Annotated in this window: 19 protein-coding genes; 14 read left to right on the plus strand and 5 right to left on the minus strand. The window is 69.9% G+C overall.

The window, feature by feature from the left end; genetic code table 11:
* Nucleotides 1–38: 38 nt before the first annotated feature.
* The 8 genes from trpD to ASF52_RS07400 all read left to right on the plus strand — a co-directional run bounded on the left by trpD (nucleotide 39) and on the right by ASF52_RS07400 (nucleotide 7,434).
* Nucleotides 39–1,052 carry an anthranilate phosphoribosyltransferase gene (gene trpD, locus ASF52_RS07365; RefSeq protein WP_056170670.1) on the plus strand — a complete coding sequence of 338 codons (1,014 nt, stop codon included), beginning with the start codon at nucleotides 39–41 and terminating at the stop codon, nucleotides 1,050–1,052.
* Between the two features lie 11 nt (nucleotides 1,053–1,063).
* Entirely contained in the window at nucleotides 1,064–1,915 is an 852-nt protein-coding gene (gene trpC, locus ASF52_RS07370; RefSeq protein ID WP_056169976.1) for an indole-3-glycerol phosphate synthase TrpC, read from the plus strand.
* A 10-nt stretch (nucleotides 1,916–1,925) separates the two neighbouring features.
* Nucleotides 1,926–2,411: a cyclic pyranopterin monophosphate synthase MoaC gene (gene moaC, locus ASF52_RS07375; protein WP_056169978.1), complete on the plus strand. Its 486-nt coding sequence runs from the start codon at nucleotides 1,926–1,928 to the stop codon at nucleotides 2,409–2,411.
* Nucleotides 2,408–3,637: a molybdopterin molybdotransferase MoeA gene (locus tag ASF52_RS07380; protein ID WP_056169981.1), complete on the plus strand. Its 1,230-nt coding sequence runs from the start codon at nucleotides 2,408–2,410 to the stop codon at nucleotides 3,635–3,637. Before moaC ends, ASF52_RS07380 begins: the two co-directional genes overlap by 4 nt.
* A gap of 87 nt (nucleotides 3,638–3,724) precedes the next feature.
* Entirely contained in the window at nucleotides 3,725–4,066 is a 342-nt protein-coding gene (locus ASF52_RS07385) for a hypothetical protein (RefSeq protein WP_056169984.1), read from the plus strand.
* Nucleotides 4,067–4,091: 25 nt separating this feature from the next.
* Nucleotides 4,092–4,937: a DUF1206 domain-containing protein gene (locus ASF52_RS07390; RefSeq protein WP_056169987.1), complete on the plus strand. Its 846-nt coding sequence runs from the start codon at nucleotides 4,092–4,094 to the stop codon at nucleotides 4,935–4,937.
* Between the two features lie 73 nt (nucleotides 4,938–5,010).
* A complete protein-coding gene (locus tag ASF52_RS07395) occupies nucleotides 5,011–7,023 on the plus strand; it encodes an SDR family NAD(P)-dependent oxidoreductase (RefSeq protein ID WP_056169990.1) in 2,013 nt (670 codons plus the stop codon).
* A gap of 75 nt (nucleotides 7,024–7,098) precedes the next feature.
* Entirely contained in the window at nucleotides 7,099–7,434 is a 336-nt protein-coding gene (locus tag ASF52_RS07400) for a PepSY domain-containing protein (RefSeq protein ID WP_156398843.1), read from the plus strand.
* Nucleotides 7,435–7,486: 52 nt separating this feature from the next.
* Here the strand turns inward: ASF52_RS07400 and ASF52_RS07405 are convergent, their stop codons facing one another.
* From ASF52_RS07405 to ASF52_RS07415, 3 genes are all read right to left on the minus strand, one after another.
* Nucleotides 7,487–8,413, minus strand: coding sequence for an NAD-dependent epimerase/dehydratase family protein (locus ASF52_RS07405; RefSeq protein ID WP_056169995.1), 927 nt, complete (start codon nucleotides 8,411–8,413; stop codon nucleotides 7,487–7,489).
* A gap of 14 nt (nucleotides 8,414–8,427) precedes the next feature.
* On the minus strand, nucleotides 8,428–9,432 hold the full coding sequence (locus tag ASF52_RS07410; protein WP_056169998.1) for a glycosyl transferase: 1,005 nt from the start codon (nucleotides 9,430–9,432) through the stop codon (nucleotides 8,428–8,430).
* Nucleotides 9,433–9,735: 303 nt separating this feature from the next.
* Nucleotides 9,736–11,781, minus strand: a complete 2,046-nt coding sequence (locus ASF52_RS07415; protein ID WP_056169999.1) for a protein meaA — start codon at nucleotides 11,779–11,781, stop codon at nucleotides 9,736–9,738.
* Nucleotides 11,782–12,176: 395 nt separating this feature from the next.
* On the opposite strand from ASF52_RS07415, the gene ccrA reads away from it, so the two are divergent.
* Entirely contained in the window at nucleotides 12,177–13,457 is a 1,281-nt protein-coding gene (ccrA, locus tag ASF52_RS07420; RefSeq protein ID WP_056170002.1) for a crotonyl-CoA carboxylase/reductase, read from the plus strand.
* Nucleotides 13,458–13,520: 63 nt separating this feature from the next.
* On the opposite strand, the gene ASF52_RS22930 is transcribed toward ccrA, so the two are convergent.
* Nucleotides 13,521–13,688, minus strand: a complete 168-nt coding sequence (locus tag ASF52_RS22930) for a hypothetical protein (RefSeq protein ID WP_187272997.1) — start codon at nucleotides 13,686–13,688, stop codon at nucleotides 13,521–13,523.
* Between the two features lie 142 nt (nucleotides 13,689–13,830).
* Between ASF52_RS22930 and leuD the strand changes: the two genes are divergently transcribed.
* Complete coding sequence (gene leuD, locus ASF52_RS07425) at nucleotides 13,831–14,433, plus strand: 3-isopropylmalate dehydratase small subunit (protein ID WP_056170005.1); 603 nt, start codon at nucleotides 13,831–13,833, stop codon at nucleotides 14,431–14,433.
* Between the two features lie 82 nt (nucleotides 14,434–14,515).
* Nucleotides 14,516–15,706: a lytic murein transglycosylase gene (locus tag ASF52_RS07430; RefSeq protein WP_056170008.1), complete on the plus strand. Its 1,191-nt coding sequence runs from the start codon at nucleotides 14,516–14,518 to the stop codon at nucleotides 15,704–15,706.
* A gap of 229 nt (nucleotides 15,707–15,935) precedes the next feature.
* Here the strand turns inward: ASF52_RS07430 and rplS are convergent, their stop codons facing one another.
* Nucleotides 15,936–16,394 carry a 50S ribosomal protein L19 gene (rplS, locus tag ASF52_RS07435; RefSeq protein WP_056170012.1) on the minus strand — a complete coding sequence of 153 codons (459 nt, stop codon included), beginning with the start codon at nucleotides 16,392–16,394 and terminating at the stop codon, nucleotides 15,936–15,938.
* 308 nt (nucleotides 16,395–16,702) lie between these two features.
* On the opposite strand from rplS, the gene ASF52_RS07440 reads away from it, so the two are divergent.
* The 3 genes from ASF52_RS07440 (at nucleotide 16,703) to ASF52_RS07450 (ending at nucleotide 18,627) form a co-directional block, all read left to right on the plus strand.
* Nucleotides 16,703–17,269 (plus strand): NifU family protein, encoded by a 567-nt coding sequence (locus ASF52_RS07440; protein WP_056170015.1) that lies wholly within the window; start codon nucleotides 16,703–16,705, stop codon nucleotides 17,267–17,269.
* 162 nt (nucleotides 17,270–17,431) lie between these two features.
* Nucleotides 17,432–18,109: a tRNA (adenosine(37)-N6)-threonylcarbamoyltransferase complex dimerization subunit type 1 TsaB gene (gene tsaB / locus ASF52_RS07445; protein WP_056170673.1), complete on the plus strand. Its 678-nt coding sequence runs from the start codon at nucleotides 17,432–17,434 to the stop codon at nucleotides 18,107–18,109.
* Entirely contained in the window at nucleotides 18,106–18,627 is a 522-nt protein-coding gene (locus ASF52_RS07450) for a GNAT family N-acetyltransferase (protein WP_056170018.1), read from the plus strand. The genes tsaB and ASF52_RS07450 overlap by 4 nt, the downstream gene beginning before the upstream one ends.
* Nucleotides 18,628–18,632: the final 5 nt, after the last annotated feature.

Consider the following 18,632-nt stretch of genomic DNA (forward strand, 5'->3'; position numbering starts at 1 on the left):
GATTGATCTCATTCCAGACGGCCGGTGGATTCGTTCAGGTGGATTCGTTCAAGCCGCTCCTCGCGAAAGTCGCCGCCGGCACGAGCCTCGACCGCGCCGAGGCGAGGCGCGCCTTCGACGATCTCCTGTCCGGTGAGGTGACGCCGGTCCAGGCCAGCGCCTTCCTCATCGCCCTCAAGGTACGCGGCGAGACAGCGGACGAGATCGTCGGCGCCGTCGAGGCCATGCGCGCGCGGATGCTGCCCGTCGCCGCCGTTCCGGGCGCCGTCGACGTGGTCGGCACCGGTGGGGATCATTCGGGGAGTTACAACGTCTCCACCCTCGCGGCCATCGTCACGGCGGCCTGCGGCGTGCCGGTGGCCAAGCACGGCAATCGCGCCGCCACCTCGCGCTCGGGCGCCGCCGACGTGCTTGCGGCTTTGGGCGTCCGCATCGGCCTCGATCCGGACGGCCTCGCCCGCTGCCTCGCCGAGGCCGGCCTGTGCTTCATGTTCGCCCAGACCCACCACGGCGCCATGCGTCACGTGGCGCCCGTGCGGGCCGAACTCCCCACCCGCACGATCTTCAACCTCCTCGGGCCGCTCGCCAACCCGGCCGGGGTCAAGTTCCAGCTCTTCGGCGTCTCGTCCCCCGCCTGGGCCGAGCCCCTGACCCGGGTGCTCTCCGAGCTCGGTAGCGAGCGGGTCTGGACCGTGCACGGCTCCGACGGCCTCGACGAGATCACCGTCACGGGCCCCACGGCCGTGGTCGCCCTGGACGGGGGCCACATCACCCACGCGACCCTCGACCCGCGCGAAGTCGGCTTGAGCCTCCACACCCTCGACGCCCTGCGCGGCGGCGACCCGGAGCACAACGCCGCCGCCCTGCACGGGGTGCTGGAAGGCGCCAGCAACGCCTACCGCGACATCGGCGTGATCAATGCCGGCGCCGCCCTGGTGGTGGCGGGTACCGCCGCGACCCTCCGCGAGGGCGTCGTGCGGGCGCAAGACGCCCTCGATTCCGGAGCGGCCCGCGCGACGCTGGCCGCCCTCGTCCACGTCTCGAACGCCTGAAGGCGGCCCCCATGTCCGATCCCGCGACGCCCGATCCCGCGACCGACGAGACGGCCTCCCCCGGGCGCCGCGACGTGCTCGCCCGCATCGAGGCCTACAAGCGCCGCGAGATCGCCGAGGCGAAGCTGCGGGTGCCGCAGACCAAGCTCGAGAAGCGCGTCGCCGGCATGGAGCCGACGCGCGGTTTCGCCGCCGCCATCGCGGCGCACATCGCGCAAGGGCGGCCGGCCCTCATCGCCGAGGTGAAGAAAGCCTCGCCGTCGAAGGGCCTGATCCGAGCCGATTTCGACCCCGCCGCCATCGCGAACGCCTACGAGACGGGCGGCGCCACCTGCCTCTCGGTGCTCACCGACACGCCTTCGTTCCAGGGCAAGCCGGAGTACCTCACCCAGGCGCGCGACGCCTGCGCCCTGCCGGTCCTGCGCAAGGACTTCCTGTTCGAGCCCTATCAGGTGTTCGAGGCGCGGGCCTGGGGTGCCGACTGCATCCTCGCCATCATGGCGTGCCTCGACGACGACGAGGCGCAGGCCCTCGTTGAAACTGCGCACGATCTCGGCATGGACGTGCTGGTGGAGGTCCACGACGACGCCGAACTCGCCCGCGCCATTCCGCTGGGCACGCGGCTCATCGGCATCAACAACCGCAACCTCAAGACCTTCGAGGTCTCGTTCGAGACGGCGATCCGCCTCGGCCACGGCGTGCCGGAAGACCGCATCGCGGTGGCCGAGAGCGGCATCTCGAATCACGCCGACGTGGTGCGGCTCGGGGAGAACGGCCTGCGTACAATCCTCGTCGGCGAGAGCCTGATGCGGCAGGACAACGTGGCGGAAGCGACCCGGCACCTGCTGTTCGGGGACAAATGAGGACGGACCGTTGGCCGAACTGACCCATCTCGACGCGGCGGGCGCGGCCAACATGGTCGACGTTTCCGACAAGGCCTCCACCACCCGCACGGCGCGGGCCGTCGGCACCGTGGTGATGCTGCCCGAGACCCTGGCACTCATCCGCGAGGGCGACGCCAAGAAGGGCGACGTCATCGGCACGGCGCGGCTCGCCGGCATCATGGCGTCCAAGCGCACCCACGAGCTCATCCCCCTGTGCCACCCGCTCCTGATCTCGAAGGTGCGGGTCGACTGCACCATCGACGAATCCCTGCCGGGCCTGCGGGTCGCCGCCGAGGTGAAGGTGCTGGGTCCCACCGGGGTCGAGATGGAGGCCCTTACCGCCGTCTCGGTGGCGTGCCTGACCATCTACGACATGGTGAAGGCCGCCGACCGGGGCATGCGGATCGAGGGTATCCGGCTGCTCGCCAAGGATGGCGGCCGCTCCGGCGCCTATCTGGCGGAGGATGCCGTTTGAGCGGGCCGATCCCCGTCGCGGAAGCGCTCGCTCGCATCCTCGCCGGCATTCCCGGCCCCGTCCCGGCCGAGACCGTCGCCATCGCGGAAGCCGCCGGTCGGACCCTGGCGGAGGATGTGCGGGCCACCCGCACCCAGCCCCCTTTCCCCGCTTCCGCCATGGACGGCTACGCCGTGCGCGCCGACGACGTCGCCACCTGCCCGGCCACCCTGCGGGTGATCGGCACCAGCGCGGCCGGCCACGGCTTTGCAGGTTCGATCGGGCCGGGCGAGGCCGTTCGCATCTTCACCGGTGCCCCGGTGCCCGAGGGCGCCGACGCCATCCTGATCCAGGAGAACGCCGAAGCCGGGGACGGCCGGGTCGTCGCCCGCGAGCCCGTGGCGGCCAGGCGCTTCGTGCGCCCGAGCGGCCTCGACTTTCACGAAGGCGACGTGCTCTTGCGGGCCGGCGAGAGCCTGGATGCCCGCCGCACGGCCCTCGCGGCGGCAGCGGGCCATGGCCGGATCGGCGTTCGCCGGCGCCCCCGGGTCGCCATCCTGGCAACCGGCGACGAACTCGTGGCGCCGGGCGAGCCGGCGCGCTGGGACCAGATCGTCGCCTCCAACGCCCTCGCGGTGGCGGCGCTGGCCCGCGAGGCCGGGGCGGAGACCCTCGACCTCGGCATCGTCGGCGACACCCTCGAGGCCCTGGAAGCCGCACTCCTCCGGGCCGTCGCGGCAAAGGCCGACCTCCTCGTCACTCTCGGGGGCGCGTCGGTAGGCGACCACGACCTCGTGCAGTCGGCCCTCACCCGCCAGGGGCTGGAACTCGGGTTCTGGCGCGTGGCCCTGCGTCCCGGCAAGCCGCTGATGCACGGGCGCCTCGGTCCCACCACGGTGATCGGGCTACCCGGCAACCCGGTCTCGTCCATCGTCTGCGGCCTGCTGTTCGTGGTGCCGGCGATCCGGGCGTTGCTGGGTGACCCACAAGCCGGCGCCGACCGCAGCGAGCCGGCGATCCTCGGCCACGCCATGCCGGCCAACGACGGGCGGCAAGACTACCTGCGCGCGCGCCTCGATACGGCGCCCGACCGCCTGCCGGTGGTCCACCCGGAGAACCGGCAGGATTCCTCGATGCTGTCCGTCCTCGGCCAGGCCGAAGCCTTGCTGATCCGGGCGCCCCACGCCCCGGCCGCCGAGAGCGGCGCGCCGTGTCGCATCCTGCGCCTCGATCGCCGCATCCTGTAGCGCCGTTCGGCCTCATGGCGACGCCTGGACGAAGCGGTCCGTTCGGTTCAGGATCGGAGCCGTCGCGCCCATCCGAGGTTTCGCCCTTTGCCGCACTTCGAAGATTTCTACGCCGACAAGCTCCGTGGCGCCCTCGGCGTCACCGACGCCGAATCCGTGCTCGACCTGCGCGGCACCAACCGCCCGACGGCGGAAGCGTCCCTCGCCGACATGCTGGAGCGCAGCCGCTTCGGAAAGAGCAAGACGGTGGCCATCCGCCTCGATCCGCCGCCGGAGGGCGGAGGCGAGACCCTGTTCCAGCCCACCGGGCGCCTGCTCCTCGACGCCAAGCGCAAGGGGCTCGTCGAACGCCTCCAGACCCTGCCGGCCGGCGACGGTCTCGGCTTCTACGTGGCACTCTCGGGCAAGGCCGCGCGTTCGGTGGAGTGATCGCAGCCCCACCCCCGGGATTTCCGTGAACCTCCTCGGCCGAAACGTCATCGAACGCCTCGCCCGGTTCGGCTACGGCGCGCGCGGCGTCGTCTACTGCATCGTCGGCGGTCTCGCGCTGCTGGCAGCCCTCGGACGTGGTGGCCGGGCCGACGACAGCGAGAGCGCGATCCGCTGGGTCCTCGCCGGTCCGTTCGGAAGCGTCCTCGTCGGGTTCATCGCCATCGGCCTCCTCGGCTTCGCCCTGTGGCGCTTCGTCGAGGGCCTGACCGACGCCGACCGTCGCGGCACCTCGCCGAAGGGTCTCGTCGTCCGCGCCGCCCATGTCGGCAGCGCGGTGATCTACACCGGTCTCGCCATCACCGCCGGCAGTCTCGCCCTCGGCCTCGGCCGCGCGCGGGGCGGCGACGGCATGCAGGACTGGACCGCCTGGCTCCTGTCGAAACCCTTCGGCCTCTGGCTCGTCGGGCTCATCGGCCTCGGGGTGATGGCGGGGGGCGTCGCCTTCCTCGTCAAGGCTGCCACCGGCAAGGTCACGGACCGCCTGAAGCTCGACGCCGGGCAGTGCCGCTGGGCCAAACCCGTGGGCCAGTTCGGCTACGCGGCCCGCGGCGTCGCCTTCCTCATCATCGGCGGGTTCTTCCTCGCGGCGGCGTGGTACCAAGCCTCCTCCGAGGTGAAGGGGCTGGCCGGGGCCTTCGCGGCCCTGCGGGCCCAGCCCTACGGCTGGGTGCTTCTCGCCATCGTGGCGGCCGGGCATTTCGCCTTCGGCGCCTTCGGCCTGATCCAGGCCCGTTTCCGCCACATCGACGCCCCCGATCTCGACGAGACCGACGACGCCGTGCTGAAGGCACTCCGCCCCGGCGGGTAAGCCCGCCGCGTTGACAGGAACGGGCGCGGCGCCGATACCGCGCCTCGGCCGGAGCCCGTATGGGCCGGAGTTCATGCAGCAGCGCACCTACAAGAACGCGGTGATGGTGGTCCACGATTGCGTGGCGACCGCTCTGGCCGTGATCCTCACCTTCGTGTTCCGCTTCAACGGCGATCTCCTCGCCGAGCGCCTGCACGCGCTTCCCCTGCTGCTGCCGCCCTTCGTGATGTTCGCGGGGCTCGTCTACGCGCGGTTCAAGCTCTACCGGACGAAGTGGCGCTTCGCCTCCCTGCCGGATCTCGCCGGGATCGTGCGGGCGGCGAGCGTACTCGCCCTGACCCTCCTCGTGCTCGACTACGTCCTCGTCTCCTCGACGATGTACGGGTTCTACTTCTTCGGCAAGATCGCCATAGGCCTGTACTGGGTCCTGCAGATCTTCCTCCTCGGCGGCCCGCGTCTCGCCTTCCGCTACCTGAAATATGCCCGCTCGCGGCAGAGCCACGCCCGCACCGCAACGACCCCGACCCTGCTGCTCGGGCGCGGCACCGACATCGAGATCCTGGTCCGGGCCATCGAATCCGGCTCGGTGCGGCGCCTCGCGCCCAAGGGCATCCTGTCGCCCCGCGCCGACGAGACCGGCCAGACCATGCGGGGCGTGCCCGTGCTGGGATCGTTCGCCGACCTCGAACGGGTGGTGGCCGATCTCGCCCGCGACGGCACCCCCGTGCGCCGCCTCGTCGCCGTGCCGAGCGCGCTCGCTCCGGAGGCCGCGCCCGACGACCTCATCGCCCGGGCCCGCCGCCTCGGCCTGCCCCTGTCGCGGGTGACGAGTCTTGGCGAGAACATGCGCGACGCCGGCCTCGCGCCCCTGGAGATCGAAGACCTGCTCCTGCGCCCCACCGTGGCCATCGACCGGCCGCGCCTGGATCGCCTGCTCACGGGCGCTCGGGTGATCGTGACCGGCGGCGGCGGCTCCATCGGCTCGGAGATCTGCGCCCGGGCCGTGGCGTTCGGCGCGGCCGCCGTGCTCGTAGTCGAGAGCTCGGAGCCGGCGCTCCACGGCATCCTGAGCCGGCCGGATATCGCCGGGGCGCACGTCACCGGCGTGCTGGCCGACATCCGCGACCGCGACCGCCTCGACGCCGTTTTCGCCGCGTTCCGGCCGGACTACGTGTTCCACGCCGCCGCCCTGAAGCAGGTGCCCTACCTCGAGCGCGACTGGACCGAGGGCATCAAGACCAACGTGTTCGGCTCCATCAATGTCGCGGAGGCCACCCTGGCGGTGGGTGCCCGGGCCCTGGTGATGATCTCCACCGACAAGGCCATCGAGCCGGTGTCGCAGCTCGGCGCCACCAAGCGCTTCGCCGAGATGGTGGCGCAGGCCCACGACGCCGCGCAGAGCTGCGCGGCCGGAACGGTCCCGACGCGGCTCATCGCCGTGCGATTCGGCAACGTGCTGGGCTCCGTCGGCTCCGTGGTGCCGGTGTTCAAGGCGCAGATCGCCCGGGGCGGCCCCGTCACCGTCACCGACCCCGAGATGGTGCGCTACTTCATGACCGTGCGGGAAGCCGCCGACCTCGTCCTCACCGCCGCCTCCCATGCCGACCGGGAGGCACGGGTCGCCACCTGCGCCAACGGAATCGACCAGCGCGCGGCGGTCTACGTGCTCAAGATGGGCCAGCCCGTGCGGATCGGGGATCTCGCCGAGCGGATGATCCGGCTCGCCGGCTTCGAACCGGGCGTCGACATCGACATCGTCCATACGGGCTCGCGGCCCGGCGAGCGCCTGAACGAGATCCTGTTCGCCCGTGAGGAGCCCCGAATCGCCCTCGACGGGATCGACGGCGTGATGGCTGCGCGGCCCGTCTTCGCCGACCGGACGGTCCTGGACGGCTGGGTCGTGCGCCTTCACGCGGCGGTGGCGGCCCAGGACCGGGCGGCGGCGGAAGCGGTGTTCGGCGAGGCGATCCCCGATTTCCGCAACCGTCCGGCGGCAGGCACCAGGACAATGGCGGAACCGCAGGGTCCGATCCCGGTTGATCCCTCGCGTAAATCGCGGGAACCAACGGTCGCGCTTCCGAATTGAGGCGCTGACCCGAACATCAGGGACCGGGCCGGCCGAACGACACCGGTGCCGGTCCGTCGATCCGAGGAGAAGATCTTGCAGCGTGTTTCGAAGCTTCTGGCAGGCAGCCTGTTCGCGACGGCCCTCGGCCTCGCCGGCGCGCCAGTCCTCGCGCAGGGCATCTCCATCGGACCCGGCGGCGTTCAGGTCGATCCCGGCTACCGCCGCGGCTACGACGACCGTGGCCCGCCGCGCAGCGAGCTGACCCGAGGCGAGGCGGCCCGAATTGCCCGTCGTGAAGGCCTCATCGATGTCGACGGTGTCGACCGGCGCGGCCCCCGGATGATCGTGCGCGGCTCGGATCGCCGCGGCGACGACATCTCCGTGGTGCTCGACAGCCGCTCGGGCGATGTCCTCGACGTCCGCCGCTGAGCCTTAGGGATCGAAGGGAAAAAAGGTCCGGCGTGCTGCGCCGGGCCTTTTTTCATGCGGTCTCGGCTCGGGCGAAAGCGGCAAGGCCGTCGCCCGTCGTGTGCGAAGGGGCCCACCCTAGCGCCGACAGGCCGTCGGCCCGGGCGACGAGCCCCGTCGAGAGGCGGGCATAGGCCTCCTCCCGTCCCGCCAGACGGCAGGCGACCCCGATGAGGCCGGGCGGCACCGCGACGAGCTTCGGCGCCCGGCCGAGGCCGTGCCGCAAGGCCGCGATCATCTCGGGCAGGGTCAGGGGATCGGGCTCGGCGACCACGAGGGCACGGCCGAGGGGGGCCGGTGCAGCGAGCGCCGTGGCCACCGCCGCCGCGAGATTGTCCACCGACACGAGGGAGCGCCGTGCCGTGAAGCCCCCGAACGGCAGCGGATAGGACGTGCGCGCGAGGCGCAGCAGCGCCGCCATGTTGCCCTTCACCCCGGGACCGTAGACGAGGACCGGCCGCAGGGCGACCCAATCGAGGCCGATCTCGGCCAGGGCCGCCTCGGCGTCGCGCTTCGAGCGTCCGTAGGCGTCCGTGGGTTCGGGCGCATCGGTCTCGCGGACGGGTCCGGCGGCGCTCGGTCCGGTCTGGGCGCGGATCGAGGACAGGAACACGAAACGGCGGATTCCGACCCGCGCCGCGCTTTCGGCGAGGCGCCGCGTGGCCTGCGTGTTGGAGGTTCGGTAATCGTCCTCGGGGGTGCCCGACATGGCGTGGGCGAGGCCCGCCGAGTGGACGACGGCATCGACGCCGGCCAGAGCCGCAGCCATGTTCATGGGTCGGCTGAGGTCGCCAACCACGGCGCCGCTCGCCCCATCCGGTACGGCGACGGGCCGGCGCAGGAGCACACGGACCCGGTAGCCCCGGGCCGAGAGGGCGTGGAGGAGATGCCGGCCGATGAAGCCGGTGGAGCCCGTCAATGCGATGAGCTGTCCGCCCAAGATCGTCTCCTGCCTTAACCGGGCCTCCGGCGCCGCCCGAAGGCGTGCAGGAGGCTTGCCACCAGGGCGCCCCCCGCCCCCGAGGCCAGGACGGTGACGGGCCAGGACGGCCAAAGCAAGGTCGCGCTGGCTAGGGCCGCCAAAGCGAGGTTGAGGACGAACACACGGCCCACGACGGCGACCACCGGGAACCCGTTATCCGTGGCGCGCTGGTACCAGTGCGAGCGATGGGCCTGCCAGACCGGCTCCCGCCGCAGCAACCGGCGACCCAGGGTCAGGGTCGCGTCGGCGAGATAGTAGAGCGGCAGGAGGATCGCGGCGGCCAGCCCACCCTCCGCGGCGAGGCGGTAGAGCAGCCACGCCCCGAGGAGCCCGAGGGGCAGCGACCCGACATCGCCCAGGAAGAGCCGGGCCACGGGGCGGTTGAACGGCGCGAAGCCGAGCACCGCCCCGAGGAGCGCGGCGGCGACGAGCATGGGCAGGAACGGCAGCCCTCCGGACAGGCCGAGGAACACGAGGGCGCCCGTGAGGGGCACGAACTCGGCCACGCTCATCCAGTCGAGCCCATCCATGAAGTTGACGAGGTTCACGAACCAGAGTCCCGAGAGGATCGCGACGCCCCGTTCGACGGGCAGCGGCAAGCCCGGCATCAGGCGCCCACCCACCGCCAGCACCAGTCCGGCGACCACGAGGCCCTGTACGCCGAGGCGGAGGGAGGCCGGCAGGGGGCGGATGTCGTCGACGGCACCCAGGATCGCGAGCAGCAGGACGGCGTGGGCGAGGACGAGGGCCTCCAGGGCATCGAGTCCGGCACCGCGCAGGGCCAGCACCACGCCGACGGTGGCGAAGACTGCCAGCACGATGGCGATGCCGCCCCCCTGCGGCGTCGGCACCGTATGGCTGGACCGGGCATTGGACCGCGCCAGGGCATAGCGCCGGAGCAGCGGCTGCAGGGCAACGATGAGGGCCGCACTCAAGCCGGCGGCGAGCGGAACGGCGACGAGGGGCGCGAGGAGCATGGGCGGTCCGTGGGGCGGCCGGGGGGGAGCCGTTCCGTTCTTTTCGGCCTGGGAGGATTAGTGATCCGACGATCTTCGGCCGCGTTCGCTCAGGTACAGGACAGACCCGTAGCGGCGTGGGTCTCGGCCGGGTCCTCCCCTGCCAGACACAGGGCACTCGCATAGGGGCAGGGTGTCGTTCCGGGGCGTCGCAGGCGAACCCGGGTCCGCTGGGGGACCCGGGATGGCAAAGCGTGGCGGGACTTCCAGTACCCCCGAACGCCCGAGGCGATCGACCTCAGACTTTCCAACGGCTCGGTAGCGTCAGAAGACCTTCTCGGCATCCTTGCGGGAATTCACCCCGTCAGCCTTGTCGGCGGCCTGCTTGTCCAGCGCCCGATTCACCACCTTGGCCAGCCCGACCATGATGGTGTCGAGGATGTAGTCCTTCGGCGTGTAGACTGCCGTGACGCCCATATTCTTCAACACGAGTTCGTCGTCGGGCGAGATGATGCCGCCCACCACCACGGGGATGTGGTCGAGGCCGGCTTCGCGCATCTTCGCCTTCACGTCGCGCACCAGGGGCACGTGCGAGCCGGACAGGATCGACAGGCCGACGACGTGGGCGCCGGTCTCCTTGGCCTTGGCGACGATCTCGGCCGGGGTCTGGCGGATGCCGTCATAGGTCACGTCGAAGCCGACGTCGCGGGCGCGCAGGGCGATCTGCTCGGCGCCGTTGGAATGGCCGTCGAGGCCAGGCTTGCCGACCACGAGCTTCGGCGTTTCGCCGAGGCGCTCGCCCAGATCCGCGATGAGGAGCTTGGCTTCCTCGGCCGCGCCCGACGACACCGTGTCGAGGCCGACACCCGTGGGTGCGCGGTACTCGCCGAACACCTCGCGCAGGCGCGTGCCCCACTCGCCGGTGGTGACCCCGGCCTTCGCGGCGGCGATGGACACCGGCATGATGTTGGCGCCGGAACGCGCGGCGGCTTCGAGATCGGCGAGGGCCTTTTCCACGGCCTTGCCGTCGCGTTGCGACCGCCACGCCCGGATGCGCTGCTCGGCCTCCATCTCCACGGTCTCCGAGACGGTGAAGATGGCCCCCTCCCCGGCGGTGAGGGGCGAGGGCTCCCCGGCCTGGAACTTGTTGACGCCGACCACGACCTGATCGCCGGCCTCGATGGCCGAGATGCGCTTGGCGTTGGATTCCACGAGCGCCCGCTTGAGGGCGCCGGTCTCGACGGCGGCCACGGCCCCGCCGATGCCACCGATCTCCTCCAGGGCCTTGCGGGTCTCGGCTTTGAGGGATTCGACCTTGGCGTCGATCACCGTCGAGCCGTCGAAGATGTCGTCGTATTCGAGGAGATCCGTCTCGAAGGCGAGGATCTGCTGCATGCGCATGGACCATTGCTGGTCCCAGGGGCGCGGCAGGCCGAGCGCCTCGTTCCAGGCGGGAAGCTGCACGGCGCGGGCGCGGGCGCGCTTCGACAGGGTGACGGCCAGCATCTCGATGAGGATGCGGTGGACGTTGTTCTCGGGCTGCTGCTCCGTCAGTCCGAGGCTATTCACCTGAACGCCGTAGCGGAAGATACGCTTCTTCGGGTCGGTGATGCCGTAGCGCTCCTGGGCGATCTCGTCCCAAAGCTCCGAGAACGCCCGCATCTTGCAGATCTCGGTGACGAACCGCATGCCGGCATTCACGAAGAACGAGATCCGGCTGAACACGTCGGCGAAGCTCGCCTCGTCGAAATCGGGGTCGTCCCGCACGGTATCCAGCACCGCGATGGCGATGGCGAGGGCGTAGGACAGCTCCTGCACCGGCGTCGCCCCGGCCTCCTGCAGGTGGTAGGAGCACACGTTCATCGGGTTCCATTTCGGCACTTCCTTGGTCGTGAACAGGATCACGTCCTTGGTGAGCCGCAGGGAGGGGGCCGGCGGGAACACGTAGGTGCCGCGCGACAGGTATTCCTTGATGATGTCGTTCTGGGTCGTGCCCTGGAGGCCGCTGAGGGGCGCGCCCTGCTCCTCGGCCACGGCGAGGTAGAGCGACAACAGCCACGGCGCCGTGGCGTTGATGGTCATCGACGTGTTCATCTGCTGCAGCGGAATCTGGTCGAACAGGGTCCGCATGTCGCCGAGATGCGCGATCGAGACGCCGACCTTGCCGACCTCGCCGCGCGCCAGTTCGTGGTCGGGATCGTAGCCCGTCTGCGTCGGCAGATCGAAGGCCACGGACAGGCCGGTCTGCCCCTTGGCGAGGTTGCCCCGGTAGAGCGCGTTCGATTCCTTGGCGTTGGAATGCCCGGCATAGGTCCGGATGATCCAGGGCTTGTCGCGCTTGACCTCGGCGACGGTCGCGTTCGCGCTCATTCCACTCGACTCCGTTGGATGCTGTGCCGCGCTTGACCGCGCGTGATGGCCGGCACCCTAACCAAGCGCAGCGCGCGCGTCATCTGGCCGAAGGTTCGGCAGGCGGGCCGCGACACGCGAAGGCTTGGAAAAATTCTAGATGCACGGCGAAAGCGAATTGAACGGGGCAACACCAAAGTCGGATGCCGCGATGCACTTAAGCATCTGAAATACCGACAGGATACGCCGCGGCATCGCTCAGCAACGTCGCGAAAAATATTGTATACGAATACAGGCCGCCGCCCGGACAGCGAGTCGCCCACAAGCACCGGGCCTTCATGGCCTTTCTGGGGCCTTGGAGCGCTTCCGGTTCGCCGATATAGGGTCGCTCACAACAAGATAAGGGAGAGCCTGAGATGGCCGCGAGCGCTGCGTCGAGCACGACTGAGATCAAGGACTTGTACGAGATGGGCGAGGTCCCGCCCCTCGGTCACGTGCCGGCGAAGATGTACGCCTGGGCGATCCGGCGCGAGCGGCACGGGCCGCCGGAACAGTCCCACCTGCTCGAAGTCCTCCCCGTCTGGGAGATCGGCGACGACGAAGTGCTCGTTTACGTCATGGCCGCCGGCGTCAACTACAACGGCGTCTGGGCCGGCCTCGGCGAGCCGATCTCGCCCTTCGACGTGCACAAGGGCGAGTACCACATCGCGGGCTCGGACGCGTCGGGCATCGTCTGGAAGGTCGGCGCCAAGGTGAAGCGCTGGAAGGTCGGAGACGAAGTCATCATCCACTGCAACCAGGACGACGGCGACGACGAGGAGTGCAACGGCGGCGATCCGATGTTCTCGCCGTCCCAGCGCATCTGGGGTTACGAGACCGGGGACGGCTCCTTCGCCCAGTATTGCCGGGTGCAGTCGCGCCAGCTCATGGCCCGGCCGAAGCACCTCACCTGGGAAGAGGCGGCCTGCTACACGCTGACCCTCGCCACCGCCTACCGCATGCTGTTCGGCCACGCCCCCCACACCGTGCGGCCGGGCCAGAACGTCCTGATCTGGGGCGCCTCGGGCGGTCTCGGCGTGTTCGGCGTCCAGCTCTGCGCGGCGTCGGGCGCCAACGCCATCGCGGTGATCTCCGACGAGTCGAAGCGCGACTACGTCATGGGGCTTGGCGCCAAGGGCGTGATCAACCGCAAGGAGTTCGATTGCTGGGGCCAGCTGCCGAAGGTGAACAGCCCTGAGTACAACACCTGGCTCAAGGAAGCCCGCAAGTTCGGCAAGGCGATCTGGGATATCACCGGCAAGGGCAACGACGTCGACATCGTGTTCGAGCACCCGGGCGAGTCGACCTTCCCGGTCTCGACCCTGGTGGCCAAGCGCGGCGGCATGATCGTGTTCTGCGCCGGCACCACCGGCTTCAACATCACCTTCGACGCCCGCTACGTCTGGATGCGTCAGAAGCGCATCCAGGGCTCGCACTTCGCCCACCTCAAGCAGGCCTCGGCCGCCAACCAGTTCGTCATGGATCAGCGCATCGATCCGTGCATGAGCGAGGTGTTCCCGTGGGAGAAGATCCCCCAGGCCCACACCAAGATGTGGAAGAACCAGCACCCACCCGGCAACATGGCCTGCCTCGTCAACGCCCCGCGCGCCGGCCTGCGCACGGTGGAAGACGTGATCGAGGCCGGCAAGAACAAGTAAGCTTGAGCCTCAGGGTCTGAGGCTCTCACGCTCGACCGCCCGAACGATCACCTTCCCTAACGATCACCTGCCCTTTTCGGAGGGCAGGTGCTTCGCGTAATCCTCGCGTTCCTCTTTCTGCTTGATGAGGTCCGCATAGGCCTGCCGCATCTCCGGCGAGACGGAGACGGAGCGGGTCTTCTCCTTCTTGCGCTTGGGCGCCTTCTTGAATTGGTTGGCGGTCTCGGTCATCGGCTTGTTCCGGATGGGTCGCGTCGACGGAAGTATAGGCTAGCCCGGCGACGTTCGCGAGACGGGACGGACGGATGGTTCCGGTCGGCCCCGCGCGCTGGTAGAGACGGTCCGACACGTTTTCCGGACCGGACGAACCACAATGGAAAAATTCACCACCCTCGAGGGCGTCGCGGCGCCCATGCGGATCATCAACGTCGACACCGACCGGATCATCCCCAAGCAGTATCTCAAGACCATCAAGCGCACGGGGCTCGGCAAGGGCCTGTTCTCGGAGATGCGCTACCGCGACGACGGCTCGGAGAACCCCGACTTCGTCCTCAACAAGCCGGCCTATCGCAACACCAAGATCCTCGTGGTGGGCGACAATTTCGGCTGCGGCTCGTCGCGCGAGCACGCGCCCTGGGCGCTGACGGATTTCGGCATCCGCTGCGTGATCTCCACGAGCTTCGCCGACATCTTCTTCAACAACTGCGCCAAGAACGGCATCCTGGCGATCACGGTCTCGGCCGAGGATCTGGAAAAGCTGTTCGAGGATGCCGAGCGCGGCGCCAACGCCACCCTGTCCGTCGATCTCGAGGCCCAGACCATCAAGGGGCCGGACGGCGGCACCCTGCATTTCGACATCGATCCGGGCCGCAAGGAGAGCCTCCTCAACGGCCTCGACGAGATCGGCCTGACCCTGAAGCGGGCCCCGGCCATCGACGCCTACGAGGCGAAGATCGCCGCGCGCGGCTGGGCCTGAGACCGGACGTGCTCATGGTTCGTTTACCATGGGCACGCCTTAACGGTGGGCAGACCCGAACATCCGCTCCGGAGACCGCCCCATGACGCCGCGCGCGACGCTCACCGCCCTCCTCTGCCTCGCGGGTGCGACGGCAGCCCCCGAGGCCCGGGCCGACTTCCAGGATTGCCTCGCCGGGCTCCAGGCCCAGGCCGCCGCGCAGGGCATCTCGGCCCAGACCTTCCGCGCCGCGACGAATGGCATCGCCCACGACCCCAAGGTCCTCGAACTCGCCGGCGCCCAGCCCGAGTTCAAGACACCGATCTGGGACTACATGGCGGCTCTCGTCGACGACGAGCGCGTCGACGACGGCAAGGCGGCCATGAAGCAGCACGCCCAGGCGCTCGCCAACGCGGAATCGCGCTACAGCGTCGACCGCTACACCATTGCGGCGGTCTGGGGCGTCGAATCGAACTTCGGCAAGAACCTCGGCAAGATGCCGCTGGTCCAGTCCTTCGCCACCCTGATCTGCGCCAACCACCGCCGGAAGGACTTCTTCAAGGGCGAGCTGATGGCCACCCTCAAGATCATCGAGCGCGGCGACATCGATCCCTCCCGCCTCAACGGCTCCTGGGCCGGCGCCTTCGGCCAGACCCAGTTCATGCCCACCACCTACCAGCGGCTGGCGGTCGACGGCGACGGCGACGGGCGCCGCGACCTCGTCGATTCGGTCCCCGATGCCGTCGCCTCCACGGCGAACTTTTTGCGCGTGGCGAAATGGCAGAACGGCCAGCCCTGGGGCTACGAGGTGCGCCTGCCGCGCGGCTTCAATGCCAGCGGTGCCGGCCGCAAGAACCGCCACGCCGTCTCCCACTGGGCCGCCATGGGCGTGACCCGGATCGACGGGCGTCCGCTCTCCGGCGACGCGCCCATCGGCATCCTGATCCCCGCCGGGGTAAACGGCCCCGCCTTCGCCGTCACCAAGAACTTTGACGCCCTGTATTCCTACAACGCCGCCGAATCCTACGGCCTCGCCATCGCGGTCCTGTCCGACCGCCTGCGGGGCCGGGCCGGCATCCAAGCCGAGTGGCCCACCGACGATCCGCCCCTGTCGCGCGCCGAGCGCCGCGACCTCCAGACCCGGCTCGCCGCCCGCGGCTACGACGTCGGCGAACCGGACGGCAAGGTCGGGTCCAAGACCCGCGACGCCATCAAGGAGATCGAGCGCAGCCTCGGCATGCCGGCGACGGGTCGTCCGGGCGCGAAGGTGCTGGAGGCCCTGCGGCGGGGATGAGCGGGTGACGGTTTCCCATACCGTTCCTCCCACCGATCACCTCATGCTGAGGTGCCGCGCCAGCGGCCTCGAAGGAGGGCTCCATTCCCAATGCGATCCTTGGAGCCCTCCTTCGAGGGTTCCGCTTCGCTCCACCACCTCAGGATGAGGAAGCGGATCGGCACGATGGACAAACGAAAAAGGCCGGGCAATCGCCCGGCCTTTTCCATGGATGGATATCCGAAAAAACTTACTCCGCGGCGGCGGTCTTCGCGGCGGACTTGGCGGCCTTCTCGGCCTTGCGGGCGTCCTTGTTCGCCTTCGACGCGTCGGCCTTGGCGGCCTTCTCGGCGGGACGGTCGGCGCGCTCGACGATACGGGCGGACTTACCGCGACGGTCGCGCAGGTAGTACAGCTTGGCGCGACGCACCTTGCCGCGACGCACGACGACGATGGAATCGATGAGCGGCGCGTAGAGCGGGAACACGCGCTCGACGCCCTCGCCGTAGGAGATCTTGCGGACGGTGAAGCTCTCGTTGAGGCTGCCGCCGGAGCGGGCGATCACCACGCCCTCGTAGGCCTGCACGCGGGTGCGCTCGCCTTCCTTCACCTTGACGTTCACGATGACCGTGTCGCCGGGCTGGAAGTCGGGGATGGTCTTGTTGAGCGAAGCGATCTGCTCCTGCTCGAGCTGCTGGATGATATTCATCGGTCACGTCCTGCCGGTGCGCGCCCGGGATCCCCGGATGGGATCGTGGGCGTCAGGATTTCGGCATCCTGTTTTGAGTTGAGCCGGGCCTTACACGAGGCGTGTATTTTTGTCTACGCGGCGTCGATTGTTTCGGGCCGCGCGCTCTCCGAGAAGCACCGATCCTTCCCCAGGCGGCCATGGCTCCGAGTTCCCCCCGGGAGTTGAGAAAATCGCCCACGGGGTCCACATGGATATCCATGCCGGGCGATCCCGGCATGATTCCCGGCCGGCCTTGAACCGGCGCCGCGGACGAGGATTTCGTACCCATGTTCATCCAGACCGAAGCCACCCCGAACCCCGCCACCCTGAAGTTCCTGCCCGGCCGCGTCGTTCTCGACACCGGCACCTTCGAGGCGCGCGACGCCGAGGCCGCCGCCCGTTCGCCCCTGGCGCAGCGCCTGTTCGACGTACCCGGCGTCGCCGGGGTCTATTTCGGCCACGACTTCATCTCCGTCACCAAGGCGGAGGACGAGAACCTGTGGCCGCAGGTGAAGCCCGCCATCCTCGGCGCGATCATGGAGCACTTCCAGTCCGGCGCCCCGGTGCTCGCCGAGGGCACCAGCTCCGAGGACGACGAGGCGGAGGAGTTCTTCGATCCGGCCGACGCCGAAACCGTGGTCACCATCAAGGATCTCCTCGAGACCCGCGTGCGCCCGGCGGTCGCCGGCGACGGCGGCGACATCACCTTCCGAGGCTACAAGGAAGGCGTCGTCTACCTCGAGATGAAGGGCGCCTGCTCGGGCTGCCCCTCCTCCACCGCCACCCTGCGGCACGGCGTACAGAACCTGTTCCGCCACTTTCTGCCCGAGATCCGCGAAGTTCAGGCCATCTGAGACCGACCGCGCCGACTTGCGGCGCAAAGCGGCAACACTGCACCGTGAATTCATCGAAAACGGCCGCCTCGCTCTCACGGGGCGGCCGTTTTTGTCCTACCATCGAGCTCCCGGCGGGCGCGTGATCGGCTCACGCGGGGCCGGGGCACATCGGGAGTGACGTTGCGTATCCTGGCCATCGACACGGCGCTCGACGCCTGCTCCGTCTGCATCGCGACGGACGAATCCGACGATCTCCTCGCCCACGAGTCGATGATCCTCGGGCGCGGCCATGCCGAGGCCCTGCTGCCCATGGTGGAGCGCGTGGTCGCCCGCGTGGAGGGCGGCTTCGAGGCCCTCGACCGCGTCGCCGTCACCGTCGGCCCCGGCAGCTACACCGGCCTGCGCGTCGGCCTCTCGGCGGCCCGCGCCATCGGGCTCGCCACCGGCATTCCCGTGGTCGGCGTCACCACCCTGTCGGCGCTCCTCGCTCCGCTCCTCGCCCTCAACGGTGCAGGCCTCATCGTCGCCGCCATCGATGCCCGCCACGGCGCCGTTTACGTCCAGGCCATGAGCATGGGCGACGGAATCGTCATCCCCCCGAGTCTTCTCCCCCTGGAGGAAGCCGCCGCCATGCTCGACGGCACCGTGACCCTCGTCGGCTCCGGCGCGCCGGCGCTGGCCGCCCTTCTCAAGGGGCGCGGCCTCGACGTACAGCTCGCCGGAACCGGCGCCGCCGACATCGCCTGGACCGCCTCCCTCGGCATGCTGGCCGACCCCGCCCAGGCACTCGCCCGCCCGCTCTACCTGCGCGGCCCCGAAGCGCAGCCCCAGGATCACGCGAGGCTCGCCCGCCGATGACGCGACCCGTCACTCCGTTCTGGCCCTTCGAGATGTGGTCCGCGTGGTGGGACGCCTGGGGCGGTGCGCCCTACGTCGCCATCCTGCGCGATTCCGGTCAGGCCCGCGCCCTCGCTCGCCTCCACGCCACCGCCTTCGCCCGCCCGTGGGACGCCCACGAGTTCGAGCGCATGCTGTGCGAGCGCTCCACCGAGGCCCACGCCCTGTGGAAGGGCGGCACCATCCAGGGCTTCGTCCTTTCGCGCAAAGCCGCCGACGAGGCCGAGATCCTCACCGTCGTGCTGGCGCCGGGCGCGCGCGGCAACGGCTTGAGCCGCCGGCTCGTCGGCGACCATCTCGCCCATCTCGCCGTCAACGGCGTACGGCGGGTCCACCTCGAGGTCGACGAGGGCAATGCACCGGCCCTCAAGCTCTACGCCCGGCACGGCTTCCGGCAGGTCGGCGCGCGTACGGGCTATTACCACCGCGCCGACGGCAGCCGCGCCACCGCCCTCACCATGACCTCCGAGCTGGCGTGAGTCCG

The organism is Methylobacterium sp. Leaf112 (assembly GCF_001423295.1).
Classification (GTDB): domain Bacteria; phylum Pseudomonadota; class Alphaproteobacteria; order Rhizobiales; family Beijerinckiaceae; genus Methylobacterium.